Here is a 17810-nt window from a genome sequence, read left to right as displayed (position 1 = left end):
TTTTCTAAAAAGTAATCATTCAAGACTTAAAATTACAGTATATGAACAGTAAAACTTCTCTAGGCAAACTTTATTTAATCCCTACAACAATGGGAGAATGTGATCCTATGGATGTTTTTCCGCAAACTATAAAAAGAAGCATAGAACTACTAGACCATTATATTGTTGAAAATGACAAAACGGCAAGAAAATCAATCAAATTAGTATGTCCAGAAAAAAAACAAGCTGATCTTACCCTTTATGTTTTAAACAAACATACCGAAACTAAAGAGCATCTTGAGTTTATAAAACCTTTGCTTGAAGGCCATAACATGGGACTTATGAGCGAAGCCGGCTGTCCTGGTGTGGCAGATCCTGGTGCCGTAATTGTAAAACTAGCACATGAAAAAGGCATTCAAGTAGTTCCATTAGTAGGACCATCCTCAATATTATTGGCAATGATGGCATCTGGGATGAATGGACAAAGTTTTACTTTTCATGGTTATTTACCCATAGAGAAAGATGAAAAAAAATCCAGTTTAAAAACCTTAGAGAGAATCTCATTTGAAAAAAATCAGTCTCAGATTTTTATTGAAACTCCTTATAGAAATAATAAGTTACTGGAAGATTTAATTCAGATATTGCATCCAGAGACACACTTGTGTATAGCAACCGATATCACGTTGCCTACTGAATATATTAAAACCAAAAAAATAGCAGCTTGGAAAAAAGAAACTGTTGATTTACATAAAAGACCTACTATTTTTATTATTCATAAAATGTAAGTTGGGTTGCGTGAGGGATAGCAGCAAGTACCGAAGTACTGCGTATAGCCTGACGCTACAAAAAAAGGGGCTTTGTCACTGTTACAGTGATAAAGCCCCTTTTTTTGTAGGGTCACGCCCAAAGGAAAATAACTCTGTATAATATAGTAATCCCTTTTTTGATTGAAAGCACTTCATGGTATGTATTAAATCCCTATTTTTAACGTGTTTTAATTGACTATTTCATGAGTAAACTTCCGGATGTAAAAACGAGTATTTTTTCGATAATGTCTAAAATGGCGTCAGAACACGGAGCCATCAATCTTTCGCAAGGTTTTCCTAACTTTCCTGTTGATGAAAAGTTGACTGCTATTATGGCGCGCTTGTCCCAAGAAAATGTGCACCAATATACACCCATGGCGGGATATCCTCCGTTACTGCATCAAATTTCTAAGTTGGTAGAGCGTTCTTACGACAGAATTTTGAATCCCGAAACTGAAATTCTAGTGACAGCGGGCGCTACTCAAGGGATTTTTACTACTATAATGGCTCTGGTGAATAGTGGTGACGAAGTGATTATTCTAGATCCCAGTTATGATTGTTATGAGGCTCCGGTGTTACTAAGTCAAGCTACACCTGTTAGGATTCCGCTTCATGATGATTATTCCCCATACTGGGAGCGAATTGCGAGTGCTTGTACCCCAAAAACCAGAATGATAATTATTACAAATCCGCACAATCCTACCGGAAAAATATTGAGTAATGAGGACATTGAATGTCTTGAAGCTATTTTGGAAAAACATCCTAACATCATATTACTTTCAGATGAAGTGTATGAATACATCACATTTGAAGACAAACATATATCAGCGCACACTAGAAAAAAAATTCGGAATCGCTGTGTCATGATTTCCTCTTTTGGTAAATCCTTTCACATCACAGGCTGGAAAATAGGATATGTTGTGGCTCCCGAAACATTGATGAATGAAATTAAAAAAGTACATCAGTTCCTTGTTTTTAGTGTGAATAGCATAAGCCAAGTGGCCATTAGCGAATACATTGATATTGTAGATCTTTCAGAAATTAAAAAACAATACCAAGCAAAGCGTGATTATTTTAAAGAACTGCTTATTTCTAGTAGATTTGACCTGCTGTCCTGTGAAGGAACATACTTTCAGGTAGCTTCTTATGCCAAGATATCTCAGGAAAATGATGTTGATTTTTGCAAACGATTGATCCTTGAACATGGTGTTGCTGCAATCCCTATTTCGACCTTTTATGCTGATGGTAGAGATTTAAAACTCATTCGTTTTTGTTTTGCCAAGGACAACAATACACTTAAAGAGGCTGCTTTACGATTGTGTAAAGTTTAACTATTTCTGAGTTTTTCTTTTTATTATGCATGCATACTATTTTTATTTTATTATATTTACATTAAAAAATATCAAGATATGAGTTATACAGATAAAATGTTACGCGACGATGCGCTACAAGGAAAAGTAATTGTTGTAACAGGTGGTGGCAGCGGACTAGGTAAAGCAATGACCAAATATTTCTTAGAATTAGGAGCAAAAGTTGCTATTTCTTCAAGAGATATTGAAAAGTTAAAAAATACAGCTGCTGAGTTAGAGCAGGAAACAGGTGGAACTTGTTTGCCTATTCAATGTGATGTACGTCATTATGAAGAAGTAGAAAATATGCTTCAAGAAGTTTTAAAAACCTTTGGGAAAGTAGATGTATTGCTTAACAATGCTGCTGGAAATTTCATTTCACCTACTGAGCGACTTTCGTCAAATGCATTTGATACTGTTATTGATATTGTACTTAAAGGAACTAAAAACTGTACGTTGGCTTTTGGAAAACATTGGATAGATACCAAACAAGCCTCATCAACTGTTTTAAATATTGTAACCACTTATGCTTGGACAGGATCAGCTTATGTAGTGCCAAGTGCAACTGCAAAAGCGGGAGTGTTAGCCATGACAAGAAGTTTAGCTGTAGAGTGGGCTAAATATGGTATTCGTACTAATGCAATTGCGCCAGGACCGTTCCCTACAAAAGGAGCTTGGGATAGATTACTTCCTGGAGACTTAGCCGAAAAATTTGATATGGCTAAAAAAGTGCCTTTAAAACGTGTGGGTGATCACCAAGAATTAGCTAACCTTGCAGCTTATTTAGTATCTGACTTTTCAGCTTACATCAACGGAGATGTTATTACTATTGATGGTGGCGAATGGCTTAAAGGTGCTGGACAATTTAATTTACTAGAGGCTATTCCAGAGGAACTTTGGGATCAACTAGAAATGATGATTAAAGCTAAGAAAAATAAATAATCACACGTTTTTTTAGATATAAAAAGAGGATAGTTCAACGGTTGTTTTACTATCCTCTTTTACTTTTTTAAATTTCCAAGGCTAATAGGATTTCGCTTTTGAGCAAGCCACTTCCTCCGCCGTAATGTTGTACTATTTTTATATTTGAATTTTCTTTTCTAAAAAAAGAACACAATTCGGTTTCACATTTCTCATCTAAACCAGATCCCAATAACACTAGTGAAAACGGAATTTTGGCAAAAGACTGCCTTGCTTGATGTACATCGCACACTCCTATTCCGTTCCAGTTTTCATTTGCATTAAGCAATCGTACTACAGTTGCAGTTATTTCTTTATGTAAGCCTACATATAAAATGTTTATTTGGGGTGAAATGCTCATACAAAAAAAAATGTTTATTAACCATTAAATTTATTACTCCTACAAATCATTTAGAAAAAACGAACTCTATAAAATACAAAATTCTAAATTACTTGTATTACAATTGCATAGGAACTTCCATCAATAAAATTTGAGCTTCTTCACTATTTGCAACAATATCAAAGGTATTCGTATCCCAAATCCCTAAACCATCACGTTCATTTAAAGAAATACCCCCTATTGTAAAATCACCTTTCAAAATAAAAGCATAAACGCCATTTCCAGATTTCTTCAATTGGTAATTAACTGAATGCATGTTATCAAACTTGCCAATATGAAACCAGGCGTCTTGATGAATCCATACACCCTCATCCTCTGGATTAGGGGATAAAATTTGTTGCAATTTATTATGACGGTCTTTTAAATCAAGTGTGATTTGGTCGTAACGTGGAGTTACATTTTTTTTATTTGGATAAATCCAAATTTGCAAAAACTTAACCAATTGGTCTTGATTTTTATTGTATTCGCTATGAAAAATTCCGGTACCAGCGCTCATCACTTGAATATCTCCTTCTTTGATCACTGTTGTATTTCCCATGCTGTCTTGATGTTCAAGATCTCCTTCTAATGGAATGGATATTATTTCCATGTTATCATGTGGATGTTTCCCAAAACCCATACCTTGATTCACTCTATCATCATTTAATACACGTAAAACTCCAAAATTCATTCGGTCTTTGTTGTGGTAATTTGCAAAACTAAAAGTGTGATAGGACTCTAACCAGCCATGATTAGCATGCCCACGAGTGTTCGCTTTGTGTAGTTCATAATGAGTTAAAGCATTTTCTTGAGATATCGTTGTATTTTCCATGATTTCGTGTTTTAATATTAGAGTACAAAATTGCAACAAAAAAGAAACTAGGACATTGAACTAGGACAAGAAAAACAATTTTCTACATTATTTCTTAGCTATTTTTGTTCTTATTTTACTTAAGAACTCAGCCGAAATACCCAAATAAGAAGCAATATAATGTTGTGCCACACGCTGCGAAAGTGTGGGATATTGCGCTGTGAATTCTTGGTACTTCTCGGTGGCTGTTTTTGCAATAGTTTGAAACAAACGTTCTTGAGTTACGGCCAAACTTCGTTGCATTAAAATCCTAAAAGCACGTTCAAACCGTGGCGCTTTGAGAAATAATTCCTCTTTAGTTTCTGGACTAAAAACAAAAAACTCACAATCCTCAAGAGTTTCTATAAAAACCCGACTGGGATTGCTTTCATAAATACTAAATGAACTATCACTTACCCAAGCATTTTCTATGGCAAATTGTAAAATGACTTCAAATCCATTGGCATCAATATAATACTTTCGAACACAGCCTTTGATCACAAAAATTTCAAAATTACAGATCTCCCCTTCCTGCAACAACATGGTTTTTTTTGGTACTTCTTTGTGCGTCAAAAGTGAATTAAAAAGCGCTAACTCACTTGAACTAAAAGAAACATAACGGGTTATATTAGAGTTAATTTGTGTATACACGATGGGTACTGAATTTAAAAATTAAAGATACTAAATCTGATTGCATAAAGGAGAAAAAAAGCACCCTGTTGAACTAATTTTTATTCGAAAAATGGAAAACTACCCCATTAAAATTCCTATTTTTGCCAAAATAAAAACATAATAATACACATATGCTAATTATAGGAATTGCAGGAGGAACAGGTAGCGGTAAAACAACTGTTGTACATCAAATTATGAATGAGTTACCACAAACTGAGGTAGGTATTATCTCTCAAGATTCTTACTATAAAGAGAATCACGGACTCTCATTTGATGAAAGAGCCTTAATCAACTTTGACCATCCTAGAGCCATTGATTTTCCTTTATTAGTGTCCCATTTAAAAGAATTAAAAGCTGGGAGTAATATTCACCAACCAGTGTATTCTTTTGTAACTCATAATAGAACAGACGACACTGTTTTTACACATCCTAGAAAAGTAATGATTGTTGAAGGAATCCTTATCCTAGCTAACCCTGAGTTAAGAGAATTATTTGATGTTAAAATATACGTTCATGCAGACTCTGACGAACGCTTAATTAGAAGAATGAAACGTGATATTGCTGAACGAGGTCGAGACATGAACGAGGTTATCAACCGATATCAAAACACATTAAAACCAATGCACGAGCAATTCATAGAACCTACAAAAGCTTTTGCTGACATCATTATTCCTAATGACAAGTATAACACCGTTGCTATTGATGTGGTTAGAGCAGTAATAAATCAAAGGATTTCATAAATTGACGTATCTTTATAAAATATAAAAACCGTATACCTAATCGTATTGAATAGATCATGAAAAACAAATTTACAAACAAACCTTGGCTTACGTTTTTGAGTAATAAATACGTCTGGGTTTTATTGTCTTTTTGTGTCTGGATGATTTTTTTGGACAATTACTCTTATTTTAATCATCGGATTTTAGATGAGCAAATACAAGATCTAGAAGAAAATGCTAGGTATTATAAAGAGGAAATTAAGAAAGACAAAGAACACATCAAGCAATTAAAAAATTCCGAACAAATAGAAAAATACGCTCGCGAAAAATATTACATGAAAAAAAACAATGAGGATATTTACATCATAGAATTTGAGAGCGATACTTTGAAAAAGTAAAATTTTATTTCTAATTCCGCAGCGCATCAAGATTTCTAAATATGTTAACAGCCAAATAAAACAACATAAATCTGTATCCTTTTTTTAGGGATAAAGATGATGAAAAATATAAAAAAGATGAATACAAACCTTTTTGAAGATTTTGATCCTATTTCATCCAAACAATGGAAACAAAAAATCCAGTACGAACTCAAAGGAGCGGATTATAACGAAACCTTAGTTTGGAACTCCCCAGAGGATATCATGGTAAAACCTTTTTACCATAAAGACGAAACTAGTCCCGCTTTAAACATTGGAACAAAAGCTACTGAGTTCAAAATTTGTCAAAATATATTTGTTTTTGATGTGTCAAAATCAATTGAAAGAGCTCAAGACGCATTAAATAGAGGCGCTGATAGCTTGAGGTTTACTATTGAAGACGAAACTGTAGACATCACCTTTTTACTTGAAAAAATAGCTCTTCAAGGGATTACCGTATATTTTAACCTTGGTTTTTTTTCAATCGATTTCGTAAAAAAAATAGAGGATTTTGCTAAGAAAAGTAACGTTACTATTTTTTGTAATATAGATCCAATAGGACAACTAGCCAAAGATGGAAATTGGTTTACAACTCCTGAAAAGAACAATTTTGATAGTTTAAATACCATTGTCTCATCTACAAAATCAGTTTCCTTTATTAGTGTAAACGGCGCATTATATCAAAATGCTGGCGCTACAATTGTGCAGCAAATTGCATATAGTTTAGGACATGTAAATGAGTATTTTAATCGTGTGGAATCAATTTCAAAACCTATCGTTTTTGAAATAGCCATTGGGACTAACTATTTCTTTGAAATTGCAAAATTACGTGCACTGCGCGTCCTATTTAACTTAATTGCTAAAGAATATAACCATACACTACCATGTAACATTATAGCTTTTCCTACCAAAAGAAATAAAACTTTATACGATTACAACGTAAATATGTTGCGCACCACTACCGAATGTATGAGTGCTATACTTGGTGGTGCTGATGCTATTGCTAATTTACCTTACGATGCCTTGTACCATAAGGATAATGAATTTGGAGATAGAATTGCTCGCAATCAGTTATTAATTCTAAAAAAAGAAAGTTATTTTGACAAAGTAAACAACCCAGCCGATGGTAGTTATTATATTGAAAATCTAACTCAGCAACTTGCAGAAAAAGCATTAGCCTTGTTTAAAGACATTGAGGCAAATGGAGGTTTCCTAAAACAATTAAACGAGGGAACCATAAAAAGGAAAATTCAAGAAAGCGCAGATACAGCACAAGAATCATTTGATTCTGGAAAAGAAATTTTGTTAGGCACCAACAAACATCCTAACAAACAGGATAAAATGAAACATGATTTAGAGTTATTTCCTTTTGTAAAAGTCAAGCCAAGAAAAACCTTGATTACACCCATTATTGAAAAACGTTTGGCAGAAAAAATAGAACAGGAACGATTAGAGCTTGAATAGTCAGGACGAAATTGTTATTTAATTCTATACCAATGGAAAAGACTATATTTACTTTACTTAAAATTTAAAATAATGGACGCCATAAGACAAATTGTTAAGGTAAAAAATCACAAAATAAGTATCACACTGCCAGATGATTTTAATGCTGATGAAGTTGAAGTGATTATTCTTCCCAAGTCCAATAATGTAGAAATCACTCAATGGCAAATGGACCAAGTTAGAGAAAGAACTGAGAAATATCTTAAAAATCCGTCTTCAGCTCAAGATATCGATGATTTTCTAAAAGATATTGACAGTGAGTTATAAAATTGTAATTATAGAAGAAGCTAAACTTGATTTCAAAACAGCTTTGAAATGGTACAAAAGCATCCAACCAATATTAGGCATTAAGTTCACCAATTCTTTCAAGGAAAGTTTAAAAGTAATTAAATCAAATCCGCTACTTTTTCAAATAAGATATAATGAGACCAGAGTAGCTTTAATTGAAAATTTTCCATACTTAATTCATTTCAACTGCTATGATCACACAATTGTCATTAAAGCTATTTTTCATACTTCAAGAAATGCCGAAATATGGATTGAAAGGAATTAAAATTTCAAAAACCATAATCTTTGTAACAAACAAATGAAAAGAAAAGATTTACAACATATAAAATTAGAAAGCACACCGTTGAAAGTGGAGAATGAAAATGTTGCGGCTGATGTATTTCTAACTGCAGAGGGAATAGAGCTAAAACCAACATACACACAGCAGGACATTGATAATCTCACTCATCTTGATTTTGGAGCTGGTTTTGCACCAAATTTACGAGGACCGTATGCAACCATGTATGTGCGCCGACCTTGGACCGTGCGTCAATATGCAGGATTTTCAACAGCCGAAGAAAGTAATGCTTTTTACCGCAGAAACTTAGCTGCAGGACAAAAAGGACTTTCAGTAGCTTTTGACTTACCTACCCATCGAGGCTATGATTCAGATCACGAACGTGTTGTAGGCGATGTAGGAAAAGCGGGAGTAGCTATAGATTCCGTTGAGGATATGAAGGTACTTTTTGACCAAATCCCTCTTGATGAAATGTCAGTATCCATGACCATGAACGGTGCTGTATTACCTATAATGGCTTTTTATATTGTAGCTGCAGAAGAGCAAGGTGTTAAAGCTGAATTACTTTCTGGAACCATTCAAAATGATATTCTAAAGGAGTTCATGGTGCGTAATACCTATATTTATCCGCCTACACCTTCTATGAAAATAATTGCTGATATCTTTGAGTATACCAGTAAAAACATGCCAAAATTCAATTCCATTTCAATTTCTGGATACCACATGCAAGAGGCTGGTGCAACAGCAGATATTGAACTTGCGTACACACTAGCTGATGGATTGGAATACATCCGAACTGGATTAGCCACAGGAATGAAAATAGACGAATTTGCTCCGCGTTTGTCCTTTTTCTGGGCAATTGGAATGAATCATTTTATGGAAATTGCAAAAATGCGTGCCGGTAGAATGATCTGGGCAAAATTAGTCAAACAATTTGAACCGAAAGATGATAAGTCTCTGGCGTTACGAACGCATTGTCAAACATCAGGATGGAGTTTAACTGAACAAGATCCGTTTAATAATGTAGCTAGAACTTGTATAGAAGCTGCTGCAGCCGCTTTTGGCGGTACACAATCTTTACATACCAATGCACTTGATGAAGCTATAGCCTTACCTACAGATTTTTCGGCTAGGATTGCAAGAAATACACAACTCTATCTTCAAGAAGAAACTAAAATTACAAAAACAGTAGATCCTTGGGCTGGTAGTTATTATGTAGAGAGTTTGACAAATGAAATTGCCGAAAACGCATGGAAATTAATCGAAGAAGTTGAAGAGCTTGGCGGGATGACCAAGGCTATTGAATCTGGTATCCCAAAATTACGCATAGAGGAAGCTGCAGCAAGAAAGCAAGCCCGAATAGACAGCGGACAAGATATTATTGTAGGTGTAAATCAATATCGATTAGAAAAAGAAGATCCATTGCAGATTCTTGACGTAGACAATCAAATGGTTCGCAAGCAGCAACTAGAACAATTAGAGCGAATTAAAGCATCTAGAGATACCCAAAAAGTACAAGATTCACTTAAAAAACTGACTCTTTGCGCACAAACTGGCGAGGGAAATTTACTTGAAATTGCAGTTGAAGCAGCCAGAAACAGGACTACACTTGGAGAAATTAGTGACGCCTTAGAAGCCGTTTTTGGTAGGTATAAAGCACAAATAAAATCATTTAGTGGTGTGTATAGTAAAGAAATCAAAGACGACAAAAGTTTTGAAAAAGCAAAACAATTAGCCGACGAATTTGCAGTAAAAGAAGGCCGTCGCCCTCGCATCATGATTGCAAAAATGGGGCAAGACGGTCACGACAGAGGTGCAAAAGTAGTAGCAACTGGCTATGCCGATGTGGGATTTGATGTGGATATAGGTCCGCTTTTTCAAACACCCGAAGAAGCTGCCAAACAAGCTGTTGAAAATGATGTGCATATTCTAGGTGTTTCCTCACTTGCTGCTGGACACAAAACGCTAGTGCCACAAGTAATTGATGAACTAAAAAAATACGGTCGTGAGGATATTATGGTAGTTGTGGGCGGCGTAATACCTGCACAAGATTATCAATTTTTATTTGATGCTGGCGCGGTAGCTGTTTTTGGACCTGGAACAAAAATAAGTGATGCAGCAATCAAAATACTTGAAATACTGCTCGAAAGTTTTGAATAAACCATTTAACAAAAAAATCACCTATATGGTGATTTTTTTGTTTTGTAAAATATAGGACTAAATACATACTTCAAGAAATTGAAAACTGTTTCTTAATGAAAGAATACAACTTTTTAATTTCAATTAAACCCAGTAGATGAAAACTAGATATTATGTACCGTTGCATTATTATCTGCAACAATAAAAGAAGTGTCATACCCGCCAAACATTCTCATATAACTCCTGATAGAGGTTCCGTAAGCATCCCTAAAATTACGTTTGCCTTCGTGTCTAAAATATTTTTTTACTGATCCTGCGCCGCCTAAATGAGCAGCGGCTAATATTCCTGACTCGGTGATACGGATTCCATTGAGAATTGTACCGTCATACTTATCAATTTCTCTTTTTAATTCCCACTTGTTTTTTGCCAATAATGCAATAAAAGCACGTTCTTGTAATTCAGGATTATTCAAAAAGGCAGTACTACTCTTTACACCAACAGACTTTAGCGTTTCGGCACCAAATTGATATTTACCTAAATACCCAAGCGAATTGATTTTCTTGTATTTGCTTTCGGATTCTCGATGACCGATTGCTTCTTTGAAGCCTATGAAAAAATTTCCTGTAAATGGAATACTTAAATTACTGTATTCACTCGCTTCTTCAGATGGAAATAAATAGTGTGTTCCATCTTCTTCATTTATTAGAAACCAAGGGCTGGTTTCTAGGTTAAAAGGTTTAAAACCTGAGCTTAAAAAAACTGTAATAACAGTTAGACTAGCATAAAAATACCACTTCTTTATCATAAATTGTTTTTCTTCAAAACGCTGTCCCGTTAAGAAATTTCTACGCGCAAAGATACAAAAAAAATAGCAAGCTTGATAATCAATGCGTTAAACTTATCTAAAAATAGATGAAGTGGTATTTAACGCCGCTTAAGTGCGAAAACTCAATTGTAGGTGCAGGAATTTTGACCGTATTTAAAATGGAGAAAACCGTCTTCAAAAAATGAGACTTTGTTTTAATTTTTGTCAAGTCGACATCCAAACTAAAGTAAAACTGTCTATACCGTTGTGGATTAAAAGTCGCATCCGGATCAAGTGTAGCACTGTTACCTGTTACCATTCCTTCGGCACCATAACCCAAAGCAACATTCAACCATTTTGGTATTTTAGAATTTTTAGAAAAGGAATGTAAATTGATAGAGAGCCAATATGTTTGTCCGTTATAATCCTTTATGATTTGTTCTGATAATGATTTCCCTAACACCGCTGGACGGTATTGCGCATAAGGTGAAGTATGAAAAGAAAATTTAGGCAGTATACGTTGTTCATCCCACAGTAATTCTTGCGATACATACAAGCCTGTTCCTGTAGCATTAGCAACAACATCGCCTAGAGAAGCTCCCCACTCTGCGGAGTATCCGTCCATTACCTCAACAGCGGTCAAGAATGCAAAACCCAATCCTGCGCCGTAAAGCAGCTGATTTTTTTTAGAAGCACCACTCCAATGGAGCATTTGAGCACTAAAACTCCCCAATTGATAGGATGAAAAAACATGCCCTACTTTGTCCATTTGTAACCACTCTGCATTGTCATTTACAAAATGAAAATCAGATTTGGGATAATTGGCATACCATAACTGATTCAAAGCAAGTATTGTTCCTGTAGCAACCACAGCTTCGGAAATCAATAATGTTTTTTGCCTTTGCACTTGTATTGTATCCGAAGGTTTTAAAAACGTGTTTAATTTGCTTTGGCAAAAGCCAATTTGAAAAAACAGAACGGCCACAAACGTGCACCTCAAAGTAGTGATCACAACTATCTTTTTACACCTTGATTGTTAATCCAATCTGAATATTTTTTGGCATTTACATTATGTTCTGGCAATGTAGCTGCAAATTCATGATACCCAAAACGGTCAACACTAGCGCAAAAATAAATGAAATCGTTTTTTTCAGGATTTAAAACCGCCTCTAATGCGGTAATATCAGGCATAGCAATTGGCCCAGGAGGCAAACCGATATTCATGTATGTATTGTAAGGATGAGACATTGTCAGGTCATTGTAAAAAACTCTCTTGATTACTTGATTAAAATCATTGGCTTTCTTTTTCATGGCAAAAATCACCGTAGGATCTGCTTGTAAAGGCATTTCTAATTTCAATCGGTTAAGATATACTCCTGCAATTCTTGGTCTTTCATCTTTTTTAACCGACTCTTTGTGAACAATTGAGGCTAAAATAGTAGCTTCAACTGGAGTAAGACCTTGCGCTTTTGCTTTTGCAGTACGCTCTTCGTTCCAGAAGTTGCGGTACTCTTTAATCATTTTGTCTCGAAACTTTTCGGCTGTGGTATTCCAATAAATTTCATAAGTATTGGGAATAAACATGGCTAAAATGTTCTCATCGTTGAATCCGTTTTCTTGTAAAAAAACTGAATCTTTGAACGTATTTAGCAAAACTAAACTATCCGCTTCTATTTGAGATCCTACACGACCTGCAAGATTTTCTATTCGTTCTTGATTGTTGAATGCTAATTTTACTGGTGAATTGAAACGTAAAGTTTTTACAAGATCATAGCTGCTCATTCCTTTTTTAATCACAAAACGTCCTGGAATTACATTTTCAATATAGCCTCGCTTAGCAGCTACAAGCTCAAAACGCTCTAGATTTTCTACGTAAGGGCTTAAAATTTTCTTGACATCTTCATATTTAGAATCGGTAGGTACATAAACGTATACTTCTTGCTCAGGAAACTTTGTATTGGCAGAGAAAATTTGTTTTAATAAAATCATGCCGTATATCATCAATCCAGATATTAAAACAACTGAGACAATGCTAATAATTTTCTTAGTATTCATAGGGTGGTATTATTTTTAAGCTTTTAGTTTGTTGAAATAGTAATTAATTGATTTAAAAACTTTTATATCTTAATTTAAAAAATTAAAATTTAGTATTGATAAGCTGGTACATGGCTTCATCTTTGTAATTTCCTTGATGCAAAGTCCAATCTTTTTTTATACCAATCATTTGAAAACCAAATTTAGTAAAAAGTGCGGTACTTGCTACATTTTCGGTACCAATATTTGCATATAATTGATGTAAATTTAGATTATGGAATGCATATTCGATTAATAATTCCAAAGCTTCGGAGCCAACATTCTGATTTCTGTTTTCGTTCTTTTGAATTACGATACCCACACCTGCCCTATTATTCCTTGGATCAAAATCAAATAAATCAATTAAACCTATGGCGGGAAAATCTTGATCTTGGCAAATAGCAAGACGCAACTGCTTAGCTTCGTAAATATCTTGATGTGCGTTTTCAAGGTATTGCTTGACTAGAAACCTACTGTATGGAGTGTTTGTATTACTAACTTCCCAAATGCTTTGGTCGTTTTCAATTGCATAAATAAATTCTAAATCATTGGGTTCTAATGCCCGAATGTAAATATTATCGCCTTTTAATGTTTTCATTTATTTATTTCAGAAAGTTACATAGAGACACACCAAACTTGATTTTAATACTGGTTTCGAAAATTAAATCTCAATTGCACCTTGAAATACAAATTGAGCTGGGCCTTTTAAAAACACATTGGTAAACACACCCTCATTGACATCAAATGAAATTGCTAATTTGCCGCCTTCAACATTCAAATCTATTGCTGTTTCAGGTGTTTTCCCTAAAACATTCATGGCAATAGCAACAGCTGTAGCGCCTGTTCCGCAAGAAAGTGTTTCATCTTCAACGCCTCTTTCATACGTTCGAAGCGAAAAGGTATTTTCATTAATTTGCTCTACAAAATTAACATTACTACCTGCTTGACCGTATAAATCTCCGTATCTAATTGATGCGCCAATATTTTTTACATCGTAGTTTTCTAGATCACTTACCAATTGTACGTGATGTGGCGAACCTGTATTTAAAAACACATAATCAGGAGTCACATTTACGGCGGCAACATCAATCATTTGCAGAGCTACAATTTCGTTCTCATCAACAGTAGCATGATGCAATCCATCTGTGGCTATAAATGTAGTTTTGTTTTCAATAACCTGAAGCTTCTTGGCGAAAGCCACTAAACAGCGTCCACCATTGCCGCACATGGAACTTTGGTTTCCATCTGAGTTGTAATACACCATTTTAAAATCGGTATCCAAGTCATTTTCTAACAAAATTAAACCATCGCCTCCTATTCCAAATCGGCGGTCACACAGTTGAGCAATCAATTTTGTGTTCTCTTTTGGGAAAAATTCGGTGCGGTTGTCAATCATTACAAAATCATTGCCTGTGCCTTGGTATTTATAAAATTCTAATTGCATTTTTTTAATTTTGTGAAACACAAAAGTACAAACTATTAATGAAATGTTAATCATTGTTAAAGAGCGTTAAACGGTATTTTAACAATCCAAAAAAGTTTTAATTTTACCTAAATATTTTTTTAAAAACGAAATTGACTATGAAAAATTTATCAACATTATTTGGAGTTTCTTTATTAAGTGGTGTAGTTACCTTGGGTTCTTACAAGCTATTATTTGATACTGATGGTTATTTTTCAAAAGATGCTGGCTCAGTAGTTACCATGGCTTCCAACTCGTACGGTAAGCGTGTTGGTTTATCATCGGAAATACTTGATTTTACTGAGGCCGCGGACAAAACCATTCATACCGTAGTGCACGTAAAAAACGTTTCCAGAACCACTGTTTCTAACCCAATATTAGAATATTTTTACGGTTATAGAGGTGGACAATCACAAGAACAAGTAGGAACGGGATCTGGAGTAATTATTTCTGAAGACGGCTATATTGTAACGAACAATCACGTGGTGAAAGACGCCTCTGAAATTGAAATTACACTCAACAATAAGAAATCATACAAAGCAAAATTAATTGGCACCGACTCCAAAATGGACATCGCTCTGCTAAAAATTGATGCCGGCGAAAAGCTTCAATACACGGCTTTCGCCAATTCTGATTCGGTGAAAGTGGGTGAATGGGTATTGGCAGTAGGAAATCCATACAACCTGAATTCGACTGTTACTGCGGGTATCGTTTCGGCGAAAGCCAGAAATCTTGACACGAACGGCATTCAATCCTTTATACAAACGGATGCGGCGGTAAACCCAGGAAACAGTGGTGGTGCCTTGGTAAACACGCGTGGTGAATTGATTGGTATCAATACCATGATCTCCTCGCCAACCGGAAGTTATACCGGATACTCCTTTGCGGTTCCCTCCAACATTACCCGAAAAATCATTGAAGATTTAATGGAATTCGGGAATGTACAACGCGGAATTCTAGGCGTTGAAGGTGGCGAATTGAACAGTATAAATTCTAAAGAGTATGGCCTTAGTTTAACCCAAGGATTTTATATAAAAAGGGTAACTAAAAATTCTGGTGCTGACAAAGCTGGCTTAACCAACGGAGATGTGATTGTCAAATTAGACGAACAAAATATTACATCATTTGCAGATCTTTCTGGATACATCAATACGAAAAGACCAAATGACAAAGTTCAAGTTACCTATATTAGAGACGGAAAAACTAAAACCGTTCCTGTGACTTTGAGTAAAAACGAGTTTTTTAATGCGGAGTTCAAAGGTATAACACTCGAAAATATTGAAGCTGCTGACAAAAAGAAATATAAAATTGATCACGGTGTGCGCATTAAAGGTATTAGCGATGAACAGTGGCAACAGTATGAAGAGGAACTAGTGGGAAGTATCATTTTAAGTATTGATAACGTAAAAGCAACAGATGTGGAAACGGTATCGAAAAGATTTGGAAAAATAGAAGCTGATCAAAAGGTACGCATAGAGTTGATCAGTAAAAATGGTGAACTGCTACGTTTTTACATGTAAGTTTATTTTTAAAATTGAATACTAAGCCATCTTGCTAAACAAGGTGGCTTTTTTATTTTGTAAAAAAATCTAAAAACACGCTACGAAATCGATTGAAATGGGTACTTTTGCAAAAAATTTTAAAAAATACAACACCTTATTTTCCTTAAATTTTCAACATGGCAACTACTACTTTATACGAAAAAGAAGTCTCTTTGCAAGCCGACAGGCGACGTGCAGGAGTAGAACTGATTAAAATCATCAGTGATTTATGGTATGACAAATCAATTGAGATGGTCTTATTCCGCAATCAATTATTAGACAGAAATGTAAGTGAGATTATCAATTTACATGAATATGCTGCTGAGTTTGTAGGCAAACCTATTTCAGTATTTGATTCGGTTAAAATTGCAAAAGCTATTTTAGAGTTGAACTTACTTCCTGCAAAATTAGACATTGGTAAACTTACCTATGAATATGGATTAGAAGAGGACAAATATCCAGATGCTAAATATTTTGTAATTGACAAACTAAAAAACGCTAAAGATTCTGAAGAAATTCATCCAAAAGATGTTGTCTTATATGGTTTTGGACGTATTGGTCGTTTACTAGCACGAGAATTAATGTCAAAAACGGGTAAAGGAAGTCAATTGCGCTTGCGTGCGATTGTAACCCGTGATAAAAACGACGCTGTTTCTCTTGAAAAAAGAGCTTCATTGTTACGTTATGATTCAATTCATGGAGATTTTGAAGGTTCAGTAACTGCAGATCCTACAAACAATGCTTTAATTATTAATGGAACAACCGTTCATATTATTACTGCAAACGGTCCAGAAGAAATTGATTATACGCAATTTCACATCAACAATGCTTTAGTAATTGATAACACTGGCGCTTTTACAACTCAAGAAGCATTGAGCCGCCATTTAACTTCAAAAGGAGCCGATAAAGTATTGCTTACCGCTCCTGGAAAAGGAGTTCCTAATATTGTACACGGTGTAAACCACAACGAGTACAACCCAGATGAAATCAATATTTTCTCTGCAGCATCTTGCACAACCAATGCGATTACTCCGATTTTGAAAGCGGTTGAAGATACACTTGGCGTTGTAAAAGGACATTTAGAAACCATCCATGCGTATACTAACGATCAGAACTTGGTAGACAACATGCACAAGAAATACCGCCGTGGTAGAGCAGCAGCGTTGAATATGGTAATTACTGAAACTGGTGCTGGAAGCGCTGTTGCAAAAGCGTTACCATCATTAGAAGGAAAGCTAACTTCTAATGCTATTAGAGTTCCTGTTCCTAATGGTTCGCTAGTAGTTCTAAACTTAGAAGTGACTAAAAAAACAACCGTGGCAGATATCAATGCCATCATGAAAAAATATGCTCTTGAAGGGGAGCTTGTAGAGCAAATTAAATACTCTATGAATAATGAGTTGGTTTCCTCAGATATTGTAGGAACAGCCCAACCAGCTATTTATGACAGTAATGCTACTATTGTGTCTGCAGATGGGAAAAATATTGTGCTTTACATTTGGTACGATAATGAATACGGGTACAGCCACCAAGTAATTCGCTTGGCTAAATATATTGCTAAAGTAAGACGTTTCACGTACTACTAGCCTAC

At 35.0% G+C, this 17810-nt stretch carries 19 protein-coding genes; 11 read left to right on the top strand and 8 right to left on the bottom strand.

The genetic code is table 11. The features are described from left to right. Positions 1-41 precede the first annotated feature (41 nt). From FJV36_RS13410 to FJV36_RS13400, 3 genes are all read left to right on the top strand, one after another. Positions 42-764: an SAM-dependent methyltransferase gene (locus FJV36_RS13410; protein ID WP_158728692.1), complete on the top strand. Its 723-nt coding sequence runs from the start codon at positions 42-44 to the stop codon at positions 762-764. Between the two features lie 224 nt (positions 765-988). Continuing rightward, complete coding sequence (locus tag FJV36_RS13405) at positions 989-2116, top strand: methionine aminotransferase (protein WP_158728691.1); 1128 nt, start codon at positions 989-991, stop codon at positions 2114-2116. Between the two features lie 78 nt (positions 2117-2194). Then, positions 2195-3076: an SDR family oxidoreductase gene (locus FJV36_RS13400; protein ID WP_176330725.1), complete on the top strand. Its 882-nt coding sequence runs from the start codon at positions 2195-2197 to the stop codon at positions 3074-3076. A gap of 67 nt (positions 3077-3143) precedes the next feature. Here FJV36_RS13400 and FJV36_RS13395 read toward each other — a convergent pair whose 3' ends face one another. The 3 genes from FJV36_RS13395 to FJV36_RS13385 all read right to left on the bottom strand — a co-directional run bounded on the left by FJV36_RS13395 (position 3144) and on the right by FJV36_RS13385 (position 4974). Further along, a complete protein-coding gene (locus FJV36_RS13395; protein WP_233264553.1) occupies positions 3144-3455 on the bottom strand; it encodes a hypothetical protein in 312 nt (103 codons plus the stop codon). Between the two features lie 97 nt (positions 3456-3552). Beyond that, on the bottom strand, positions 3553-4305 hold the full coding sequence (locus FJV36_RS13390) for a pirin family protein (protein ID WP_158728690.1): 753 nt from the start codon (positions 4303-4305) through the stop codon (positions 3553-3555). 87 nt (positions 4306-4392) lie between these two features. Then, positions 4393-4974, bottom strand: a complete 582-nt coding sequence (locus FJV36_RS13385) for a Crp/Fnr family transcriptional regulator (RefSeq protein WP_158981207.1) — start codon at positions 4972-4974, stop codon at positions 4393-4395. A gap of 152 nt (positions 4975-5126) precedes the next feature. On the opposite strand from FJV36_RS13385, the gene udk reads away from it, so the two are divergent. From udk to scpA, 6 genes are all read left to right on the top strand, one after another. Continuing rightward, a complete protein-coding gene (gene udk, locus FJV36_RS13380) occupies positions 5127-5735 on the top strand; it encodes a uridine kinase (RefSeq protein ID WP_158981205.1) in 609 nt (202 codons plus the stop codon). Between the two features lie 56 nt (positions 5736-5791). Further along, positions 5792-6112 carry a septum formation initiator family protein gene (locus FJV36_RS13375; protein WP_158728687.1) on the top strand — a complete coding sequence of 107 codons (321 nt, stop codon included), beginning with the start codon at positions 5792-5794 and terminating at the stop codon, positions 6110-6112. 117 nt (positions 6113-6229) lie between these two features. Next, entirely contained in the window at positions 6230-7594 is a 1365-nt protein-coding gene (locus FJV36_RS13370) for a methylmalonyl-CoA mutase subunit beta (protein WP_158728686.1), read from the top strand. A gap of 72 nt (positions 7595-7666) precedes the next feature. Beyond that, complete coding sequence (locus tag FJV36_RS13365) at positions 7667-7900, top strand: hypothetical protein (RefSeq protein WP_158728685.1); 234 nt, start codon at positions 7667-7669, stop codon at positions 7898-7900. Continuing rightward, complete coding sequence (locus FJV36_RS13360; RefSeq protein WP_158728684.1) at positions 7890-8186, top strand: type II toxin-antitoxin system RelE/ParE family toxin; 297 nt, start codon at positions 7890-7892, stop codon at positions 8184-8186. Before FJV36_RS13365 ends, FJV36_RS13360 begins: the two co-directional genes overlap by 11 nt. A gap of 33 nt (positions 8187-8219) precedes the next feature. Continuing rightward, on the top strand, positions 8220-10358 hold the full coding sequence (gene scpA / locus FJV36_RS13355) for a methylmalonyl-CoA mutase (RefSeq protein ID WP_158728683.1): 2139 nt from the start codon (positions 8220-8222) through the stop codon (positions 10356-10358). Between the two features lie 143 nt (positions 10359-10501). On the opposite strand, the gene FJV36_RS13350 is transcribed toward scpA, so the two are convergent. From FJV36_RS13350 to dapF, 5 genes are all read right to left on the bottom strand, one after another. Beyond that, entirely contained in the window at positions 10502-11143 is a 642-nt protein-coding gene (locus FJV36_RS13350) for a peptidoglycan-binding protein LysM (RefSeq protein ID WP_158728682.1), read from the bottom strand. 97 nt (positions 11144-11240) lie between these two features. Then, entirely contained in the window at positions 11241-12128 is an 888-nt protein-coding gene (locus FJV36_RS13345; protein WP_233264555.1) for a DUF2279 domain-containing protein, read from the bottom strand. Between the two features lie 29 nt (positions 12129-12157). Then, positions 12158-13198 carry an endolytic transglycosylase MltG gene (mltG, locus tag FJV36_RS13340; protein ID WP_158728681.1) on the bottom strand — a complete coding sequence of 347 codons (1041 nt, stop codon included), beginning with the start codon at positions 13196-13198 and terminating at the stop codon, positions 12158-12160. An 82-nt stretch (positions 13199-13280) separates the two neighbouring features. Beyond that, the gene (locus FJV36_RS13335) at positions 13281-13814 is read right to left on the bottom strand and encodes a GNAT family N-acetyltransferase (RefSeq protein WP_158728680.1); all 534 of its coding nucleotides are present in this window, start codon (positions 13812-13814) and stop codon (positions 13281-13283) included. A gap of 63 nt (positions 13815-13877) precedes the next feature. Beyond that, a complete protein-coding gene (gene dapF / locus FJV36_RS13330) occupies positions 13878-14660 on the bottom strand; it encodes a diaminopimelate epimerase (RefSeq protein ID WP_158728679.1) in 783 nt (260 codons plus the stop codon). Between the two features lie 137 nt (positions 14661-14797). Here dapF and FJV36_RS13325 point away from each other — a divergent pair, with 137 nt between their 5' ends. Further along, a complete protein-coding gene (locus FJV36_RS13325; RefSeq protein ID WP_158728678.1) occupies positions 14798-16198 on the top strand; it encodes a trypsin-like peptidase domain-containing protein in 1401 nt (466 codons plus the stop codon). A gap of 158 nt (positions 16199-16356) precedes the next feature. Next, entirely contained in the window at positions 16357-17805 is a 1449-nt protein-coding gene (locus FJV36_RS13320) for a glyceraldehyde-3-phosphate dehydrogenase (protein ID WP_158728677.1), read from the top strand. The last annotated feature ends 5 nt before the right edge of the window (positions 17806-17810 follow it).

It is taken from the genome of Flavobacterium sp. I-STPP5a (assembly GCF_009764685.1).
Taxonomy (GTDB): Bacteria; Bacteroidota; Bacteroidia; order Flavobacteriales; family Flavobacteriaceae; genus Flavobacterium.
Note: the sequence above shows the minus strand (reverse complement) of the source record. Positions and strands in the feature narration are given on the sequence as shown.

Bases quoted from the DNA above. Each gene is read 5' to 3' on its own strand.
- FJV36_RS13410 (WP_158728692.1), top strand. From the start codon at position 42: ATGAACAGTAAAACTTCTCTAGGCAAACTTTATTTAATCCCTACAACA.
- FJV36_RS13405 (WP_158728691.1), top strand. From the start codon at position 989: ATGAGTAAACTTCCGGATGTAAAAACGAGTATTTTTTCGATAATGTCT.
- FJV36_RS13400 (WP_176330725.1), top strand. From the start codon at position 2,195: ATGAGTTATACAGATAAAATGTTACGCGACGATGCGCTACAAGGAAAA.
- FJV36_RS13395 (WP_233264553.1), bottom strand. From the start codon at position 3,455: ATGAGCATTTCACCCCAAATAAACATTTTATATGTAGGCTTACATAAA.
- FJV36_RS13390 (WP_158728690.1), bottom strand. From the start codon at position 4,305: ATGGAAAATACAACGATATCTCAAGAAAATGCTTTAACTCATTATGAA.
- udk (WP_158981205.1), top strand. From the start codon at position 5,127: ATGCTAATTATAGGAATTGCAGGAGGAACAGGTAGCGGTAAAACAACT.
- FJV36_RS13375 (WP_158728687.1), top strand. From the start codon at position 5,792: ATGAAAAACAAATTTACAAACAAACCTTGGCTTACGTTTTTGAGTAAT.
- FJV36_RS13370 (WP_158728686.1), top strand. From the start codon at position 6,230: ATGAATACAAACCTTTTTGAAGATTTTGATCCTATTTCATCCAAACAA.
- FJV36_RS13365 (WP_158728685.1), top strand. From the start codon at position 7,667: ATGGACGCCATAAGACAAATTGTTAAGGTAAAAAATCACAAAATAAGT.
- scpA (WP_158728683.1), top strand. From the start codon at position 8,220: ATGAAAAGAAAAGATTTACAACATATAAAATTAGAAAGCACACCGTTG.
- FJV36_RS13350 (WP_158728682.1), bottom strand. From the start codon at position 11,143: ATGATAAAGAAGTGGTATTTTTATGCTAGTCTAACTGTTATTACAGTT.
- mltG (WP_158728681.1), bottom strand. From the start codon at position 13,198: ATGAATACTAAGAAAATTATTAGCATTGTCTCAGTTGTTTTAATATCT.
- FJV36_RS13335 (WP_158728680.1), bottom strand. From the start codon at position 13,814: ATGAAAACATTAAAAGGCGATAATATTTACATTCGGGCATTAGAACCC.
- dapF (WP_158728679.1), bottom strand. From the start codon at position 14,660: ATGCAATTAGAATTTTATAAATACCAAGGCACAGGCAATGATTTTGTA.
- FJV36_RS13325 (WP_158728678.1), top strand. From the start codon at position 14,798: ATGAAAAATTTATCAACATTATTTGGAGTTTCTTTATTAAGTGGTGTA.
- FJV36_RS13320 (WP_158728677.1), top strand. From the start codon at position 16,357: ATGGCAACTACTACTTTATACGAAAAAGAAGTCTCTTTGCAAGCCGAC.